The organism is Pseudoalteromonas shioyasakiensis (assembly GCF_024518675.1).
GTDB classification, from domain to species: Bacteria; Pseudomonadota; Gammaproteobacteria; order Enterobacterales; family Alteromonadaceae; genus Pseudoalteromonas; species Pseudoalteromonas shioyasakiensis_B.
Window position 1 is genome coordinate 194976 of sequence record NZ_JANIGL010000005.1, and the last position, 19083, is coordinate 214058.

Sequence of the window (19083 nt, forward strand, 5' to 3'; positions counted from 1 at the left end):
TTATGTCAACACTTAAAAAGCACTCGGGCCGCTTAAAACTTACAGCTTATGACTTATAGCTCTAAAATAATTGATCAAACAAATCAAACAGCTTATCGAGCTCTTCAATGGTGTTGTAATGCATACAACCAATACGAACAACGCCGCCTTTATCTAACACTCCTAACTGTTCACATAAGCCCTGCGCATAAAAGTTACCATCCCAAACACAGATATGCTTTTTACCTAAAAACTCAGAGACCTGACGCGGTTCAAGCCCTTCAAATGTCAGAGCGAAGGTAGGTGTTCGCTCTGATAAACGTTCTAAATCATCAATACCAAATAGCTTGATTTTAGGGTAGTTAACTAAGCGCGTAAGGAAGTGCTCACTTAAGGTCATTTCATGCTGCTTCGTTTTCACAAACGCCGCGGCTAATTTATCACGGCGCGAGTAGCTATCATCAAGCTCACTAATCTCAGCAATATAATTTACCGCAGCAATTAGACCTGCTAATGCTTCAAAGCTTTGCGTGCCGGTTTCCCAGCGACCGGGGATCACATCTTTCGCAGGTTCAACTTTGTAGGGTGTAAACCCTTCTAGGTGCTCACGCTTACCGTAAATCATGCCTAGGTGCGGGCCAAAAAACTTATACGCAGAGCAGGCTAAAAAGTCGCAATCAAGTGCTTGTACATCCACCAGCTCATGGGGTGCATAATGAACTGCGTCAACATAAACGAGTGCTCCCACTTCGTGAGCCATCGCCACAATACGCTTAATATCGTTAATTGAGCCTGTGGTGTTTGATGCATAGGTCACTGCTACAAGCTTAGTATTGCTTTTCAATAAGCTGGCAAAATGCGCTAAATCTAAGCTGCAATCAGCTTCATTGATACGTGCAGCATTGACTTTAACGCCTTTATCTTCGGCGGCTTGCTGCCATGACGATACATTTGAGAAGTGATCCGCATTGGTCACAATGATTTCATCTCCCGCTTGCCAGTCACGCGAAATCGCACGACTAAAGCTAAACGTAAGGCTGGTCATGTTCGCACCAAATACAATTTGATCGCGCGACGGGGCATTGAGTAAATCAGCCGCCGCTTGGCGTGCATTTGCCACCAGCTCAACGGTTTTATCGCTTGAGAAAAACGCCCCGCCCAAGTTTGAATTGTAATAACCTAAATAGGCTGACATCGCACTAAGTACTGATTGTGGCACTTGCGAACCACCCGGGCCATCCAAAAATATCGGTGACTTACCCGCAACTTGTTGCATTAGTGCCGGAAATTGACGACGAAGTTTAGTTAAATTCATTGCAATTCCTTAAGCCGTCAATACAAAGCAGTCTAGGTAACCGTCTTTACTTGCATCAATTTTATTCATTGGTGTAGCGTTGTGCCAAACTTCACGGTCATTAATAAGTGCAAACATGCCGTCTTTAATTTCCATTTTAAAACAGGGCTCAGCTTGTTTGTTTTCATAAACCAAAAGCTCACCGCCTTCTAAATTCTCGTGAGATACGCCACAAATACACACGTGATCAAAACCATCTTGATGAATACCCTCAGGTGCCGGAGGTGTATCGCTATCAATTGCGAGCATTCTAAATTGATGAATCTCAATATCACGTTCTTCGTCTATACCTGTAATCGCACGAAACTCGTTAACGATACTTTTCATGCCTTCGCTTTGCAGTAAAGATTGCTCGAGATTTTCGTAAGTACGCTCAACATTCCCCTGAAAAGTATTAATTGAATCATCTTGCACAAAGGCTTTCGTTGCCTGTAGTTTTAATTCACCATTTTGTACTTTAATGACTGAATAACGGCGTTTACGAAACGCCCCATCGGCATAAGGGTTTGCAGGAAGGTTAGCAAACGATGGTTTTACTGCATCAATATGAGCTTGGTTTACAAAACGTAATTGTAATAGGTTCTGGTTGTTTAATACTGTCATAAAAATCTCACCTAAAAAATAAGAGACTAACTCATAAAAAGATGGGAGCATTTTAATGCATATAAGGGGGAATTTTTGCGCCTTTATTGAGGTAAAGGCAAGGAAATGTCTAAAATTAAGATCTAAAACTGAGATTTATTGAATTTTTAATTTAAAAATAAAAAAGCCATGAGGACTGGTTGCTTTATCAACTATAAAAGGTATTCAAGAAGTTTATGGTGCTGTTTCTAAAACCAAACATTAGTTACTACTTACTTTTTTAGATATAAAAAAACCCAGCATTTGCTGGGTTTTTAAATCTAAATAATATTAACGCATAACTTTTACACGTTGAGTTGATGTAAGCTGAGCTTCAACACGACGGTTTTCAGCATGAGCTTCTAGTGTATACGCTTCATTTTTCAAGCGCTCTTCACCATAACCAACTGTTGAAATACGGTCTTCTGAAATACCATCTTTAATTAATTCTTCAGCAACATCGTCTGCACGTGTTTTCGATAGCATCTTGTTATACTCAGCATCACCGACTGCTGAAGCATGGCCTTCTAGAACTACCGTTGCATCTGTGTTTTCTTTCATAAATGCAGCAACTTCAGCGATATCGTCAAAATAACGTTGAGGAACTGCAGCTGAATCATGCGCGAAACTTACAAGCAGGCTAATTGTCACTGGTTTTTCTTCATACATAGTACAACCAGTCGCATCGACTGCATCTGTCATAGGTGTATTAGCACACTGATCATCTTTATCATTCACGCCATCGCTGTCTGAATCTGTTGGCTCATTAACAACAACAGGAGCCGGTTCAACAGGTGCAGCCGGCTCATTTGATTGGCCAAACAAGTAGCTTACACCAAACTTAGCGTTTAAGTCTGACTCACTAAACTCTAGACCTCTATAATAAGACGTTTCGATATTAACAGACAGGCCTTCGGTTAAGAAGTGCTGGTAACCTAAACCAACATTTGCAAAAGTATTGCTGTCATACACATCAATTTCTTTAATACCTAAGACACCATAAAATGGACCTCCAGAGAAATGATGCAGCATATCTATACCGTATCTTTCCATGTCCATATCGTATTTGTCACCGGTATATAAACTCTCAACGTCAACGTTATTATCAGCATATTCAAGGCGTGCACTCCAGTAATCTGAAAATCTGTAACCTATTTCAGCACCAAAGCCCGTTGCATAACCTGATCTCACATGTGGAGAATAATCTGTAGCAATCCAAGATGCATCATAATAGTCACCAAATGCACCAATATAGAAGCCTTCTTTCTCTGCAGCGAATGTTGTCGCACTAGTTGCAGCTAATGCGATCGCCATTGTAAGTGATTTTAATTTCATTGTTTCCTTCCCATTTTTACAATTAAAATTCAGCCAAGTCATCTTAGCCATTTTATAAGCAGAATACTCTTCATTTAGTTAACCTATACTTAATAGGCAACAGATTACATTACAAACTCAAACTATAGATCATTAGAAACTATAGATGATAATATGAACTTTACCTAATACTATAGTTAATTTACCAGCTAGGTTAACATTCTAGTATGAAAGTCAACAAACGGTCATAATAATTTTAGAAAAAGCATATCAAATAACAGAGCCCATAAATATTTATCAAGACCCCTCAGTCCGATCTCGCCCTAGCATACAGAATAAATATTACACTTAGCTAAAGCCACTAACAATCAGCTTTTTCTGAAATTAAGTGCCACAAAAAGTTTGATAATTTTCTTCATCTTGCGGCGCAGTACACCACAATTCGTTAGCATCTTGTTGATATGGCTGTCGTAAAGCCTGTAAATACTCACTTAGCATAGCGCTTTGCCCCTTTTGGTTAAAATCTTTTAGAATATTTTCTATTATATGATTGCGCGGTATCAACTTAGGGTTTGCTTTACGCATAATTGCATAACTGCTTGCATAGGTTCTTTGTTGCCACTTTTGTGACCACTGAGTTAACTCAGTAGGGATAGCTTCATCACCTTCGAGTGACTGAGTCAACGCATTAAAGGTATTCGTATAATCAAGCTTGTGGTCGCTTAATAAAGCAAGTAATTCGGCTACTAATTCGGTATCAGAGTCTTGGTGCCCATCAAGGCCTAGTTTTTGTGCCCACATTTGAGTGAAAGCATGATTAAACTGCTCAGCAAAGCCATTAATTAAAGGGCTCAATACAGCAACAGCTTGTTCATCATCCTCATTTATTAACGGTATTAAGCTCTCAGCTAAACGTGCGCAATTCCAATTAGCTATATTTGGTTGATTGCCAAAAGCGTAGCGGCCTTGACGATCGATAGAACTAAACACAGTATCAAAGTCGAACTGATTCATCATCGCACACGGGCCATAATCAATGGTTTCGCCACTAATTAAAGTATTGTCGGTATTCATTACACCGTGGATGAATCCCACTCGCATCCAGCTAATTACCAACGTTATTTGCTGCTTAATGACCTCTGCTAAAAAAGCTAAGTAACGCTCGCTTCCTGTACTTTCAATATGTGGATAGTGTCTTGCAATTGCCAAATCAGCCAATGCTTTTAAACTTGTAACATCCCCTTGAGTTGCTAAATACTGGAATGAACCAACACGTATATGACTGGAAGCCACTCGGGTCACTATGGCCCCTGGTTGTGGTGGCTGCCGGTAAACGGTCTCCCCAGTTGCGACGACCGCTAAGCATCGAGTTGTCGGCACTCCCAACGCATGCATAGCTTCACTCATAATGTACTCACGCACCGCAGGACCAATAGCGCAGCGACCATCACCACCTCGTGAAAACGGTGTCGCTCCGGAGCCTTTTAGCTGAATATCCCAAAGCAATCCATCTTGATCAGCTACAGCTCCGAGTAAATGCGCGCGACCATCCCCTAAGCGAGGTGAGAAGTGAGCAAATTGATGCCCTGAATAGCCAAGTGCAACTGGGCCAACCTTAGGATCAATGTAGTTACCACCAAATACCATGGCTCTGTTTTCTGGCGCAACACTAATATCCAATTGCTCAGCCAAAGCGTCATTAAATAACAATACAGATGGTTGGCTAACTGGGCTTGGCATATCTGCTATAGCAAACTGGTCTGCAATTTCGGTATAGCGTGGTACTAATTTCATGAAATTACCTTATGCCTCTATCGAGGTTCACTTGTTTGAATACCAACACGATTATCACCTACACTATAGGCAACAATTAAGCTTAACTCTTGCAGACTTAAGCCACTTTGTTGTTGTAATTCATTAAAAAATGCCTGCGCCGCTGTTATTGACTTTTTGGTTTGCAAACCACCGTCAATAATTTTATGGCCGCGTAAATAACTTTCTACATCTCGTGATAATAAAAATGTATCTTTTCCTAGTGCACGCAAAGCATATGGTCCGGTGTTACCGCCTAAACGAGCACCGTGTTTTTTTAAGTATGCCCATAAACCAATAATGTCCTCTGTTGGCCAATTAGCAATAAACTCACTAAAGCTGCCGTGTTCATTAGCTGTATCATGAATCATATAAGCATTTTCAGGAATGGTTTGCACTTTTTTAAAATTACGCACAATACGTTCGTCACTGGCTTTTTGCTCTAGCATATCCGGTGGCATCATCAGTAGCTTTTCAACACTAAAACCCCAAAACACCTCCCTAAACCCAGCCCATTTATTGTTAATAACAGACCAATAAAAACCACTTTGAAAAACCTTGCGGGTAAACTCCTCAAGCCAGTCATCATCAGACAACTTCTGCAACTGCGCCTTAGATAACGGTGTATAAAGCAACTGTTCTAACATCACTTTACCGCCTTTTCGCTGCGCCGCGCGTTGATAAATATCCTGAAACTTTTCCATCGATTAACTACCCTTGCTTTGTCTACTTGTTAGTGTACGAAAAAATGGCCTTATACGTAACCACTAGCCATAAACGATCGTTTACAACCTTGACACCTAGACGGCTAAAATGCTTTAATCACCGCCATTACCCCTATTTAAAGTGCGAGTTTATAATTTTAACTTGCACTGTGGGCTAGAAGAGGTGCGTTATTCAGGTAACGTATGTGAGGAGCACACACTCCAGTGATCATACGTGAGGGGAATTAACGCCGAGAAGTAATCCTTTTTGTGAAGGGTTATTTCGGGCGACTGGGTTGAATCCCAGCGACTGTCACCAACAACAGCAAAACTGTTGATAAGTTTGGTGGAGAGCTTCTGGTCTTAGCATAATAAGGCCTATGCGCCTTATTATTTAAGTCCATTCGCTCTTCGAATTTTAATGTTCGAATGATGTAAATGCGGCGCTTTTAACTTCCCCATTGAACTCATCGAACACCTAAGAAGTTCGTTGCAGATGAAAAACAACTTTAATTTAAACGACTATCCGTTATGGACTGCACTCGTCACGCCTTTTACTGATTCAGGCGAAGTCGACTACGTAGTACTTGAACAGCTAGTTGCACAACAACAAGCAGCTAATAATGGCATTTTACTACTTGGTAGTACGGGCGAAGGCTTAGCACTTAGTTTAAAAGAGCAACAAGCCATTATTGAACATGTATGCCAATTAAAGCCTACTGTGCCATTAATGGTTGCCGTTGGCGGTATGAACCTAACCCAACAAATTGCGTGGGTTGAATACTGTAATCAACTCCCTATTCACGGTTATTTACTGGGCTCACCACTTTATGCCAAGCCTGGCGTTGTTGGCCAAACCCACTGGTTCGAAACGCTGCTGAACGCAAGCAATCACCCTTGCATGTTATATAACGTGCCTGGTCGCAGCGCAGTAGATATTCCACCAGCCGTTATTAGCAATTTAAAAGATCATAAAAATTTATGGGCGCTTAAAGAAGCCAGCGGTGATATTGCTAAATTTGAAGGTTTTAGAAAAGCCTCGCCAGAATTAGCGATATTCAGTGGCGATGATGCCCTGATGCCTTATTTTGCCCAAGCCGGAGCAAAAGGCTTAGTTTCTGTTGCCGCCAATGCTTGGCCTACACAAACCCATGAATTTGTAAAACGCAGCCTTAGCGGTCAACACCCCAATCTATTTGCCGATTGGTCGCAAGCAATTCAAAGCTTGTTTGCTGTAGCCAATCCTATTCCCGTAAAAGTTTTGATGCATCTGCAAGGCCGAATTAACAGCCCGTATTTGCGTCCACCGTTAACTCACCTCGAGCTAACGCAAACAGATTGCATTAACAATGCAAATAACACCATTTTATCTTGGCATTAAACACAGGTTTTTATAATGAGCTGGTTAGAACTATTAAATAATTTAGAATCAGGCGCCGTACGCGCTGCAACACAAGACGCAAACGGCCAATGGCATGCTAACGTTGAAGTAAAACAAGGTATCTTAGAGGCGTTTAAAAACGGCACTAACACCGAATTTGCCGGTGGTTTTGTTGATAAACACAACTTAGCACCGCAAGAGTTTACTGCCGAAAATGCCGTGCGTATGGTACCGGGAGGCTCAAGTGTTCGCCGTGGCGCTCACGTTGCTAAAGGCACGATCATCATGCCACCAGCATATGTAAACATTGGTGCATTTATCGATGAAGGCACTATGGTTGATAGCCACGCTCTAGTTGGCTCGTGTGCACAAGTTGGTAAAAACGTACATTTAAGTGCTGCTGTGCAACTCGGCGGTGTACTTGAACCAATTGGCGCAAGCCCTGTAGTCGTTGAAGACGATGCTTTCATTGGCGCAGGTTGTGTAATCGTTGAAGGGGTTGTAGTTAAAAAGGGTGCGGTACTTGCGCCAGGCGTACGTTTGTCAGCAACTATTCCTGTTTATGACTGCGTTAACGAGCGTCAACTAGATAAAGGCGAGCCTATTCCTGAATATGCTATTGTGATCCCAGGTTCTCGACCTGCTTCGAATGACTGGGCACGCGAGCAAGGTCTAAGCATGTCATGTGCATTAATCGTAAAATACCGTGATGAACAAAGTGATGCGTCATTACTACTAGAAGAGGTTTTACGTTAATGACCTTTTTGAGCACGCCAGTTAAAACCGCCATTGATGAGCTGTCGACTAAACTCGATACCCCATTTTTTGTCTACGACCTTGACTCGCTAGATGCGCACCTTGCGCGTTTAGTGGCGCAAACAGAAGTAAAGCTTTGGTATGCGGTTAAAGCCAACCCACTATCTAAAGTTATACAAAGCTTAGATAACGCAGGCTTTAATTTTGATGTAGCAAGTAAAGGCGAACTTGAGCAAGTACTTGCTCAAGGTATTAACAGCGAGCGCGTGCTCAATACCGGGCCCGCTAAAAGCCCAAAACAAATTAAACACTTTATTGATCGAGGCGTACGTATATTTGTCGCTGAAAGTCTCAATCAAGTGCGTTGGCTAAATGAGCAAGCAATTGCAAAACAGTGCCAACTACAAGTTTTACTACGTGTGCAATTGCGCTGGCCTGAAGGTGAAAAAAACCCGCTAGGGGGCGATAGCCTTACGCCATTTGGCTTAGGCTGCGATGAATGGCAAGCACTCAACACGAGTGACTATCCTGCACTTAACTTTAACGGCCTGCATATTTTTCAATGGGGAAATATGCTTAGTAGCAATAAACTCGCCCAGCTTTGGTCACAAATGGTCGCGCCACTACAACAGCTAGCAAGCGACTTAGGTATTCATTTAAAAGTGCTCGATTTAGGCGGTGGTTTAGGTATTCCTTACACGCTTGATGCACCAACTCTAAGTTGGGATGCGTTGATCGATGCACTTGCGAAAATTAAACGCGATGCTGGCGTTGAAGAGTTATGGATGGAGCTTGGCCGTTATGCTGTCGGCGAATGTGGTCATTATGCAACCCCTGTTGTCGAGCGCAAATTAAACTACGCTCAGCAACAAGTGATTCTTAGTGGCGGCATTAATCATTTGTTACGCCCAGCAGTCACCAGCCAAGATTTCCCAGCTCGATTACTACGAGACTCAACAGCACCAAACCAAGCAATGAGCTTATATGGGCCATTATGCACCGCACTAGATTGTTTAGGTGAGCATCAACTTCCCAATGATTTAAATGAAGATGACTGGCTCGCATTTAGTCAATGCGGAGCTTATGGTTTTACCGAAAGCATGCCCTACTTTTTATGCCACGAACTTGCCGCTGAATATGTTTTGCACCGTAGCGAATTACAATGTGTTCGCCAAGCTGAAGATGCCAGCTACTATCTAAGGTAATTGAGATGAGTACAACACCAATCAGCCAAGAGAATATAGTCGTTGGCGAAGTTGCCAACGGTTTACCGCTAACAATTCCTGTGTATCGTTTAAAAGGCGATGGCAGCGGACCAAGCGTTTATATACAAGCAAATATGCATGGCGCTGAAGTGCAAGGCAACGCAGTAATTTATCAATTGCTTGAGCAACTAAAGCAACTTAACTTAAAAGGCGATATCACTTTAGTGCCCTATGCGAACCCAATTGGCTGTAATCAAAAGTCAGGAGAGTTCACTCTTGGCCGCTTTGATCCCATTACTGGCACCAACTGGAATCGCATGTACCACTGTAATAGCCAATTAGCGACTCAATTTGCACAGCAATACAGCGATGCCGATGAGCAAACTCTAAAAGCAGCATTTAAATCCGCACTGATAAATGAAGTAGAACAACAGTTAGCCGGACCAGATTATCGTTTAACTACAGGCAAACGTATTGCGCTTAATTTACAAAAGCTCGCACACCAAGCTGATATTGTACTCGACTTACACACAGGCCCTATTTCTAGCCAGCATTTATATTGCCCTGACTACGCCAAACAAAGCGCCAGTTATTTCAATATTCCGCATGTGCTGCTTATTCCTAATGACTTTGACGGTGCAATGGATGAAGCCAGCTTTTGCCCATGGTGGCAACTAACTGAACAGCTAGCAAAGCAAGGCCGTGAGTTTAACGTACAAGTTGAAGCGTTTACTGTTGAATTAGGTAGCCAAGAAAAAATCGATTTAAGCGCGGCACTTGATGACGCCAACAGTATTTTAAGTTACTTAAATCACAAGCAAGTTTTTGTTGATGCGCCTCATCAGCCAAAAGTAATGAAACGCTACGGCTGTAATTTAAATGATTACATGGCTTATTACGCGCCTATGGGCGGTATGGTTGAATATATAGCTCCACTAGGTGGGCATATTAAAGCAGGCGAACCGATTGCTAAAGTATTACGAATGGAGCGTTACCTTAGTGAGCAACCTTTGCAAACACTAACACTTGATTGCGATGCGATTGCCATTTTGCACTTTGCCTCAGCAAGTGTAAACCAAGGCACCGAACTGTATAAATTCTTCACCAACGTATTTGAGCTGTAAGCTCCCCCTTCTCATTGCGTGAGAGCAATATAAGCCCAGAGTGCTAATATTGCATTGAAAAAGCGGCTAAGGCCGCTTTTTCTCTAATTTTATGATCAAAATTATTCAATCTGTCGTAACATTAGAATAACTCTATAAAATAGTTAAGTAAAAGTTCACAGTCACTAAGCTATAAAACCCTGTACACTTTTTAATATACATATTTCTCAAAGGAATAATAATGACTTGGCGCAACGGAATCTTACTAACAACCTTGTTATCAGCAAGTGTCGCAGCACAGCAAGCTGAAGGCGAAAAAACTAACGAACAAAACAGCGATATTGAACTAGTTAAGCAATGTATTTTAAATGAAGCCATTGCTGGAGATGGTGAACAAACGCTGGCCCAACTTCGTGAAAAGTGTTCTGCGCTTGATGAAAGTAAACAAATTACAGCGCTGGATAAACGCAAAGCCCGCGAGGAAGTTAGCCAAAAGAACCGTAATGTGATCACCCCGCATAAACGCAATTACATTTTACCACTTTCCTATGTATCAAACCCAAATGTACGCCCTTTTAGTGGCTTAAATGAACTTTCAGATGAACCTGATGGCGAGCCATTAGATAACCTTGAAGTGAAATATCAACTTTCAATTAAAGTGCCACTTTACGATAATTTTGCCGATGAAGATCAAGCCGTATTTTTTGGCTTTACCTTACAATCTTTTTGGCAATTTTATAATAACGACATCTCTTCTCCATTTCGTGAAACTAATTACGAACCAGAAATTTTTTGGGTTAATTATTTAGATCCTGAAAATGTTCTTTGGGGTGATGAAATGGCAATTGCACTGGGCTTTGTACATCAATCAAATGGGCGAAGCCAGCCTAACTCCCGTTCATGGAACCGTATTTACGCCGACTTTATTTGGGAGAATGAAGGCTTTGTATTTAGCTTTAAACCTTGGTACCGCATTCCTGAGGATAAAAAAGAAGATCCTATGGAAGCCAAAGGTGATGATAACCCTGACATTTATAAATACATGGGTTACTTTGAGTTTAGTGGTGCTTATCGCTACGAAGACCATGAATTTAGCTTCATGACGCGTAATAACCTCAACTCTGATAACCGTGGTGCAATTCAGCTAGATTGGTCTTTCCCGCTGTGGGGGCGCTTGCGTGGGTATGCACAATACTTTAATGGTTATGGCGAAAGCTTAATTGATTACAACGCAGATATTGAGCGTATTGGTGTAGGTATTTTATTAACTGATTTATTGTAATAACCAAGGATAAAAGCCTAGCTTGGCTTTTATCCACTTTAACCTAACTGCACGATTACTTTTTAACAATAAACGAACCTTCAAACTCGGCAACAAGTACCTCACCATCGTAAATTTCGACCGGCACTAGATACCTAGCTTTACCTGTTGTTTCAAGTTCTGCAAGTTTTCCTCTACAGCCAGCTAAATTAACACTACCGCGAGGATCACTGTTGAGCGGCTTTAAATATTTTATATTCGCATCAGCAAGTACAATATTCCCTTCCAGACCCGCTTCTTTGAGTGCCAAATAAGTGGCCCCCCAGCCCGTCAAGGTGGCTAAGCTATAAATAGAACCGGCAAACATGGTGTCATGCAGGTTCAAATTAGCATTTAGATCCGCTCGAGTAGTAAACTGCCAATCTGTGTAACTTTCAACTTTAATGCCCATGGCATCGCTAATAGGGATCGACTCTCGCCATGTGTTTTGTAGCACCTGCGTCCAATCTGGATGACGGAACCAACCAGGCTCAGAAGGCTTTTGCTTGATCATTTTAAAATGCTGTACGTCATCGTAAGCCAGATGTGCTTTTTCTTTTAGCTCATAGCCATGACGTTTATAAAACTCAAGTGCGCGTTCACGAGCAAATAATACAAGTTCATCAGCATCTTGCGTCCATGCTATTTTTTCAAGCTCATGTAATAAACGGCTGCCAATATGCTGATTGCGATTTCCCTCTGCAACCGCCATATAGCGAACTTGCGCTTGCTGCTGATTATTAAAATGCAACCGAGCTACACCCAGTACTTCACCCGCTTTATTTTTAATAAACCTATGCTCGGCATCTTGCTCTAAATCATCTTGCTCCGAGCCCCGAGGCTGATCCCAAGGCGCACGTAATACTTGCCAGCGTAATTGATAATACGCTTGCCAATCTTCGCTACTTTGCGGGGTAGTTACCTGAAACATAAAATCTCCTATCGTACTAATGCCATATAAACAAAGCTAACGGGATAATTAAAGTATATGGCTATTTACTATTACAAGCCACCATACGCTATCTCTTTAAAACTTGGAATACGACTTTGGTGAGCCTCTGTTTTAACTAGAAAAAGTTACGCTACAAACTGGCGCTTTATGTTGACTCGTCTAAGCTACCAGTATGGAAAATTTAATCGCAGGTTCCGGCGCCGTAAAGCATAGCTTTATTGAAGATTGCCATCGCATCGGACAACTCATATATTGGCATAAACATGGCTCTGATTGCATTCAAGTACGTCAGCATAAGCAATTTCGCTGGTTGTTGATCAATGAAACATTGCAATCCGTGGTTGAAAAAAGCCGCCCGAGCCATCTATTGTTCCCACATTTACAGCACTTAGCCTGTTTGTGGCAGCCTTTACCTGCGCCTAAAACAGTGCTTGAGCTTGGCCTAGGTGCAGGGGCTATTCGTAACTACCTGCAACATGTTTACCCTGATAGCCAACTTATGTCTGTGGAGAAAAACCCCAGTATCATCCATTGTTATAAGCGTTTTTTTGGCGGCGACCATGCCACTAATTTACGCTGTTTTGACGCACAGGAAGTATTAGATCAAGGCCAAGAATATGATTGGATTATCCTAGACCTATTTAGCCAACTCGATGCACCTGGCTTTTTATATAAGCATTTTTTTTATCAAAAAGTACGTAATGCACTGTCAGCCGATGGCTATTTATTTATTAACTTTTTATCAGCCCATGAGTCCCAACTTAAGCAATTGGAGCATTTACTGATCACAACCTTTGGTAAAATTCCCAGTATTGAAAAAATACCGGGATACACCAATCATATTGTCATGATAAAAAAGTAATTTAGTTTATACGCTTAAATTAAAAGTAACGGGCCCATCGTTACATAAACTTACTTGCATATCAGATGCAAACTGACCTGTTGCCACCTTTAATCCTAACTCTTTCGCTTGGCTGACAAAGTATTCATATAATTCATTAGCCTGCTGGGGAGTCGCAGCTGATGAGAAACTCGGGCGCATGCCTTTTTTAGTATCTGCGGCAAGAGTAAATTGAGAAACAACCAATAACTCACCTTGAATATCCTTTAGGCTTAGGTTCATTTTATCGTTCTCATCACTAAAAATACGATAGTTACTCACTTTATGTAATAACTTATCCGCTGAGGTGGCATCATCTGACTTTTCAACACCAAGCAACAACAAGACACCTTGCTCTATTTGCCCTATCACTTGACCTTCAACTTCAACTCTAGCGTGTTTCACTCGCTGTATTAGTCCTTGCATTGTTCCCTCGATAACTTAATAAACATATGATCGGCAGCACGCCGTACTGCCGACAAATATACCTGATTATCAATACCATGCCCAATTTCATCTAATACTATTAATTGTGCGTTTAACTGATTAGCAAATCGCTGCGTGGCACTAAAACGGCATACCAAATCATGGCGGCCATGAATAAACCAAATAGCTAAATTTGCTAACTTGTGACTGTTTTTTAGTATGTAACCCTCCTCTATAAAACATCGTGATTTAAAATAATGCACCATTAAACGTGCCATATTTAAACCATGTTGGGGGCTACTTAAAGTCCAGTCAGGACAATGATGGCCTTGCGATAAAACTGACTCCCATTGACACCATAGTTTGGCGTACTGGCTCGCTTTAATTTGATTATCAATACAGAGGTTTTGCTGATAAAAATCTAAAATACTTTTAACGTCGGTTTGCTGCTGCGAGAACTGCTCATATAGCTCAGGGTAAAATTGTGCACCTGCTCCTTCTGCGCCGTACAGCCACTGATAATCAGCGCTGGTTGCTAAAAATGTCCCCCGTAGAATAAGCCCTGCAACCTGCCTGCTATATTTGATAGCATACAACAAGCACAGAGTTGCCCCCCAAGAGCCACCACAAAGCGACCACTTGTTAATTCCTAATGACTGACGCAGATACTCTAAATCGGTAACTAAGTAATCTGTACGATTACTTATTAATTGATGCGGCGAAGATAAACCGCACCCACGCTGGCTGTATAAAATAATACGATAACGGTTGGGATCAAAGAATCGACAATTATCACTATGTAAACCAAGCCCTGGCCCACCGTGACAAATTACCACAGGAAACCCCGAAGGGTCGCCGTATTCTTGCACATGAAGCTGGTGACCTTCACCAACACTTAAGTGAAAATCATTATACGGAGTAATACTTGGGTATAACTGCATAACGCTGACTCCTTCCTATCAGCGGTGCAGTTAATTACGGTTAAGTAATAGCATCACTGTCGAGGATACTATCTGGGGTATCTTCGATATCATGAGGGCTAATACATACAGTAAATTCTGCACCGAGTAACACCACAGTCCATGAAAGGTAAACCCAAACAAATAAAATGGGTATCGTCGCTACAGTTCCATAAATTAACTCGTATGATGGAAAGTGGCTAATATATAAAGCAAACCCTTTTTTCGTTAGCTCAAACAAAACCGCCGCAAAAATAGCACCCGGGATCGCCGCCTTAAATGGAACACGCGTATTTGGAACTAAAGTATAGAGCAAAATAAAGCCAGCCATGGAAATAATAAAAGGTAATAGCTTTATTAAAAAACCACTAAATCCTGGGATCCCTTGATCTGCAAATGAAACCAAAGACACAATATACGAAGATATACCAATACTCGCACCTAATAAAACCGGGCCCAATGTTAAAATCATCCAATATACCGATAATGAAATCATCAAAGGTCGCTTCTTTTTAATACGCCAAATACGATTAAGCGTGGCATCAACATTTTTCATTAACAACAGTGCTATCGCCGCTAAAAAACTCACCCCCACTGCCGTCATTTGGTTTGCATTGCCTGCAAAGGAACTCACATGCTCTCTGATTGCATCTGACGAGGCCGGTACAAAATTAGTGAACAAAAAGTTTTCAATCGCAATACGGGTCTCTTCAAAGCCCGGAAAAGCTGAAAAAATAGCAACCGCAACCGCAATTAAAGGCACTAGTGAGAGTAACGTAACATAAGCTAAATAACCTGCATTAACAGTGATTTGATCATCAATACAACGGTTAACATACTGCATCCACCAACCGGGTTGTTGGCGCAAAAATGAACCTGCCTGTTGCTTAAAATGTGCTACCTTTTCATTCATGAGGTTAACTTTCTGCTAAAATAGTTTTGATTATCATAGCAATCCGCCACATAATTTAAAAACTAAACGGGAATAAAAAGGGATATCAATGAAAAAAGTTACTGCACTAAGCGCACCATTGCTAGCACTCACAATGGCGCTATCAGGTTGCCAATCGGCCTACTATTCTGCCATGGAGTCCGTTGGCGTTCATAAACGCGATATTTTGGTGGACCGTGTTGAAGAAACAAAAGAATCACAAGAAGAGTCGCAAGAAGAGTTTCAATCAGCGCTTGAGCGTTTAACAACGTTAATTGATTTTGATGGCGGTGACTTACAAACAGCCTATGAGCAACTAAATGATGATTATGAGTCGAGCCTAGCGGCCGCAAACGATGTTACTAGCAACATAAACAAAGTTGAAGACGTTGCTGAAGCCCTTTTTGAAGAGTGGGCAGATGAGCTAGAGCAATATTCCAATGCATCTTTAAAGCGTGAAAGTAATAAGAAGTTAACGTCAACCAAACGTGATTTTGATAAATTACTACGCTCAATGCGTAATGCCGAAAGTAAAATGGAACCGGTATTATCGTCACTGCATGATAATGTTTTATATTTAAAACATAACCTTAATGCTCAAGCTGTGAGTGCTATTCAAGGCGAATTTACTAACCTTAAGCGCGACATTAAAGTATTAATGGATGACATGAATAAATCGATCGCTGACTCTAACAAGTTCATTGAGCAAATGAATCAAGCGGGATAAATCAACTTAGAGTTGGCGAGAAAAGAATACATTAAGCCTGCAATTTTGCAGGCTTTTTGCTGTTATTTTTTGTTACTTTTTAAATGTTTTTTAATCCGCTGTTTTTGGTACAATTTTATCAAAATAAAATTAAAAAATGATCATAATGAAGTTAAACACCTTTACGCTAATTATTCTAACTGGCTTCTTATCGGCTTGTTCGGCTGCTAATCATACTGAAGTCATCGCAGGTCCAGATACCATTACCCCATTACACCAAGATGGCGAACGTCAAGGGCGTTATCATAATCTCTACCCGGGGGAGAAAACCTACCCAGTTAGTTGTGAAGACGACTGCTACCCAAGCAACCCTAATTTACAATGCGAGCTGGAAAGTGAGAACTGCCAATACCGTGCTCAGCAAGCAATCCCACAATTAAATACCGGATTTACTGTACGCTGGCTTGGTCACGCAGGATTTATGATAAAAACGCCAAACGGACAACAAGTAGTGTTTGATCCAGTAAAAGAGCAATTCGACTCCCCTGTAGATTTAGCTTTTAGACTGGCCTCTGGGTTTTATCGTCAACCCGGTGACTGGCTCACAGATAGCGAGCTTACAAACTTAGACGCGGTAATGTATTCACATCTTCACTATGATCATTTCAATAAAGCAGATATTGAAGAAATAGGTAATAAGCCTCGCTACTTAACCCCACTGGGAATGGCTGATAACTTTCCAACTGGTGGCTTTTATATAAGCGAAATGGCTTGGTATGCCAAAACCACTATTGATGATTTAAACATTCATGCGGTTCCTGCTCATCACTTTAGTAGCCGTGTTTTGGTGCCATTTATCTATGAAGATCACGATAAAGACTTATGGAACGGCTGGCTGCTTGAGCAAAATGGTAAAACATTATTTTTTGCAGGAGATACCGGCTACTCGCAGCATTTTAGCGATATTGGGCAAAAATTTGGCGAAATTGATATTTGTTTAATGCCAATTGCCTCTTATTATCATGAAGAAGATGGAGATTGGTATAGGTATGTTCATACCACGCCAGAAGATGCGCTATCAGCTGCGCAAGATCTCAACTGCAAAGTGATGATCCCATGGGGCTATGGTAATTCAAGTTGGAAAATGGGCGATCACAGTAGTCATTCAGCATTACTACGTCTATTGCACATGTACAATAAAATAGAGTCGCCAACTCCTCTGTATATTTTAAATGAAGGAGAAAGTGTCGCTTTATAAAGCGACACTTGGGTACTGATAAAGTTGTTCCTGCGCCTCGCATTCATCATCACCAAGCGCGCGACTTAATGGCCCAAGTAACATCTGCAATACCCCGTTAATCACATTCATTTCTTGGTTTGTATCAGAATTAGCGAGTGAACTATTTTGCACTTGCCGTTGCTGACTTTTTCCGCTACCAACCACAAAATCACAACCCGAGCTCATCACTTGTGATGAAGTGCAACCTGATAGTAAAGTAACCATAACTACAATCAGCACTTTAGCCATAATAATCCCTTTAATATACATTCTCAACGAGCCTAATTTATCATCCACTTAAACTAAATGTTGTAATAAATTGTACTTAAACTACCCATTACTATAATTTAACCTCTGTACCCTAACATTGGTTGTTTTCACCTCACGTTTCAGACACTATTAATCAAAATAAAAGTTTGAGAATTTTATGAAAATAGCCACGCTGATTTATAGCCTATTAATAAGCACACATGCTCTTGCCATAGATGTAGTACATACACCGACACCTATCACCATAGATGGTGTCTCTGAAAGCGCATGGAACAAAGCTAAATGGCATAACATGCCACATTTGATGGATGGTGTACTACCAGACTCAGAGAGTGATTTTACAGGCCGCTATCGCTTATTATGGGATGAAAACACCCTTTATTTACAAGCCGATATTGCTGATGATGTACTGTTCGATACACACCCAGATCCAACTGTAAAATATTGGGATGACGATGCACTAGAAATATTTATCGACAGCGATGCATCAGGTGGTAATCACCAATTTAATCATACTGCATTTGCTTATCATATCGGCCTTGATAACCAAGCTGCCGATTACGGCCCTGATAAAAAAGCCCATTTGTATACCGATCACTTAGTCAGTAGCTGGAAGCGCAATACCCAAGCTCCTTATAACATTATCTGGGAAGTGGCGATAAAGCTCTATCCCAATGATTATCAAGAAGGCGCGCAAAACACACCGCTTAAATTAACGGCAACACAAGTCATCGGCTTTATGCTCGCTTATTGCGATAACGACGGCAGTAAAGTGCGCGAACACTTTATGGGCTCACACGAAGTCCAACCCGTAAATGGCGACAGAAACCGTGGTTTTATAGACGCAGATGTATTTGGCGAAATCACTTTGCTACCAAAGGAATGAAAAAGTAGGCGAGTAAGCTAGAGTAAAGTTAGCGAGTTAAACAGCGAAACCCAACGAAAAAATACTCTAGCAACAGCACTAAAGTTATGCATTGTTGCAGGTTTATATAGTCTACCGACTTTCAGCTGACACCGGCCTAATTTATCGGGGTCAGATCAGACTGCTGACCGCTTATAGCTTACAGCTATTTTCTCGCTAACTTTACCCTCGCTAACTAATAACCACTAAAAAGCCGCTGTATTTTGCAATACAGCGGCTTTTAAAA

Annotated in this window: 19 protein-coding genes and 1 riboswitch; of the genes, 9 read left to right on the forward strand and 10 right to left on the reverse strand. The window is 41.3% G+C overall.

Going from position 1 to position 19083, the window contains the following annotated elements; translation table 11 throughout:
• Positions 1-61 precede the first annotated feature (61 nt).
• The 5 genes from NQT69_RS14870 to NQT69_RS14890 form a co-directional block, all read right to left on the reverse strand.
• Positions 62-1294 carry a cysteine desulfurase-like protein gene (locus NQT69_RS14870; protein ID WP_256828476.1) on the reverse strand — a complete coding sequence of 411 codons (1233 nt, stop codon included), beginning with the start codon at positions 1292-1294 and terminating at the stop codon, positions 62-64.
• Positions 1295-1303: 9 nt separating this feature from the next.
• Positions 1304-1936 (reverse strand): 2OG-Fe dioxygenase family protein, encoded by a 633-nt coding sequence (locus NQT69_RS14875; RefSeq protein WP_256828477.1) that lies wholly within the window; start codon positions 1934-1936, stop codon positions 1304-1306.
• A gap of 309 nt (positions 1937-2245) precedes the next feature.
• Positions 2246-3289 (reverse strand): OmpA family protein, encoded by a 1044-nt coding sequence (locus NQT69_RS14880; RefSeq protein WP_256828478.1) that lies wholly within the window; start codon positions 3287-3289, stop codon positions 2246-2248.
• A 363-nt stretch (positions 3290-3652) separates the two neighbouring features.
• Positions 3653-5062 (reverse strand): protein adenylyltransferase SelO, encoded by a 1410-nt coding sequence (locus NQT69_RS14885; protein WP_256828479.1) that lies wholly within the window; start codon positions 5060-5062, stop codon positions 3653-3655.
• A gap of 17 nt (positions 5063-5079) precedes the next feature.
• Complete coding sequence (locus NQT69_RS14890) at positions 5080-5784, reverse strand: DNA-3-methyladenine glycosylase I (protein ID WP_256828480.1); 705 nt, start codon at positions 5782-5784, stop codon at positions 5080-5082.
• Between the two features lie 171 nt (positions 5785-5955).
• Positions 5956-6149: riboswitch (Lysine riboswitch) on the forward strand.
• A gap of 131 nt (positions 6150-6280) precedes the next feature.
• Between NQT69_RS14890 and dapA the strand changes: the two genes are divergently transcribed.
• The 5 genes from dapA to NQT69_RS14915 all read left to right on the forward strand — a co-directional run bounded on the left by dapA (position 6281) and on the right by NQT69_RS14915 (position 11511).
• Positions 6281-7165, forward strand: a complete 885-nt coding sequence (gene dapA / locus NQT69_RS14895; protein ID WP_256828481.1) for a 4-hydroxy-tetrahydrodipicolinate synthase — start codon at positions 6281-6283, stop codon at positions 7163-7165.
• Positions 7166-7180: 15 nt separating this feature from the next.
• On the forward strand, positions 7181-7921 hold the full coding sequence (locus NQT69_RS14900; protein WP_256828482.1) for a 2,3,4,5-tetrahydropyridine-2,6-dicarboxylate N-succinyltransferase: 741 nt from the start codon (positions 7181-7183) through the stop codon (positions 7919-7921).
• Entirely contained in the window at positions 7921-9126 is a 1206-nt protein-coding gene (locus NQT69_RS14905) for a PLP-dependent decarboxylase (protein ID WP_256828483.1), read from the forward strand. Before NQT69_RS14900 ends, NQT69_RS14905 begins: the two co-directional genes overlap by 1 nt.
• A 5-nt stretch (positions 9127-9131) precedes the next feature.
• Positions 9132-10250, forward strand: a complete 1119-nt coding sequence (locus tag NQT69_RS14910) for a succinylglutamate desuccinylase/aspartoacylase family protein (RefSeq protein WP_256828484.1) — start codon at positions 9132-9134, stop codon at positions 10248-10250.
• A 220-nt stretch (positions 10251-10470) separates the two neighbouring features.
• Complete coding sequence (locus tag NQT69_RS14915) at positions 10471-11511, forward strand: phospholipase A (protein ID WP_256828485.1); 1041 nt, start codon at positions 10471-10473, stop codon at positions 11509-11511.
• Between the two features lie 55 nt (positions 11512-11566).
• Here NQT69_RS14915 and NQT69_RS14920 read toward each other — a convergent pair whose 3' ends face one another.
• Positions 11567-12460: a bifunctional GNAT family N-acetyltransferase/hotdog fold thioesterase gene (locus NQT69_RS14920; RefSeq protein WP_256828486.1), complete on the reverse strand. Its 894-nt coding sequence runs from the start codon at positions 12458-12460 to the stop codon at positions 11567-11569.
• A 193-nt stretch (positions 12461-12653) separates the two neighbouring features.
• On the opposite strand from NQT69_RS14920, the gene NQT69_RS14925 reads away from it, so the two are divergent.
• Positions 12654-13343, forward strand: a complete 690-nt coding sequence (locus NQT69_RS14925) for a spermidine synthase (protein WP_256828487.1) — start codon at positions 12654-12656, stop codon at positions 13341-13343.
• Positions 13344-13349: 6 nt separating this feature from the next.
• On the opposite strand, the gene dtd is transcribed toward NQT69_RS14925, so the two are convergent.
• The 3 genes from dtd to NQT69_RS14940 are packed head-to-tail and all read right to left on the reverse strand — an operon-like array spanning position 13350 to position 15659.
• On the reverse strand, positions 13350-13787 hold the full coding sequence (gene dtd, locus NQT69_RS14930; RefSeq protein ID WP_256828488.1) for a D-aminoacyl-tRNA deacylase: 438 nt from the start codon (positions 13785-13787) through the stop codon (positions 13350-13352).
• Positions 13775-14728, reverse strand: coding sequence for an alpha/beta fold hydrolase (locus tag NQT69_RS14935; RefSeq protein WP_256828489.1), 954 nt, complete (start codon positions 14726-14728; stop codon positions 13775-13777). Before NQT69_RS14935 ends, dtd begins: the two co-directional genes overlap by 13 nt.
• Positions 14729-14768: 40 nt before the next feature.
• Positions 14769-15659: a virulence factor BrkB family protein gene (locus NQT69_RS14940; protein ID WP_256828490.1), complete on the reverse strand. Its 891-nt coding sequence runs from the start codon at positions 15657-15659 to the stop codon at positions 14769-14771.
• Positions 15660-15747: 88 nt separating this feature from the next.
• On the opposite strand from NQT69_RS14940, the gene NQT69_RS14945 reads away from it, so the two are divergent.
• Entirely contained in the window at positions 15748-16404 is a 657-nt protein-coding gene (locus NQT69_RS14945; RefSeq protein WP_256828491.1) for a DUF2959 domain-containing protein, read from the forward strand.
• 145 nt (positions 16405-16549) lie between these two features.
• Positions 16550-17641 carry an MBL fold metallo-hydrolase gene (locus NQT69_RS14950; protein ID WP_256828492.1) on the forward strand — a complete coding sequence of 364 codons (1092 nt, stop codon included), beginning with the start codon at positions 16550-16552 and terminating at the stop codon, positions 17639-17641.
• Here the strand turns inward: NQT69_RS14950 and NQT69_RS14955 are convergent.
• Positions 17636-17911 carry a hypothetical protein gene (locus NQT69_RS14955; RefSeq protein ID WP_256828493.1) on the reverse strand — a complete coding sequence of 92 codons (276 nt, stop codon included), beginning with the start codon at positions 17909-17911 and terminating at the stop codon, positions 17636-17638. The genes NQT69_RS14950 and NQT69_RS14955 overlap by 6 nt on opposite strands.
• 178 nt (positions 17912-18089) lie before the next feature.
• Here NQT69_RS14955 and NQT69_RS14960 point away from each other — a divergent pair, with 178 nt between their 5' ends.
• Positions 18090-18818: a CBM9 family sugar-binding protein gene (locus tag NQT69_RS14960; RefSeq protein WP_256828494.1), complete on the forward strand. Its 729-nt coding sequence runs from the start codon at positions 18090-18092 to the stop codon at positions 18816-18818.
• Positions 18819-19083 lie beyond the last annotated feature (265 nt).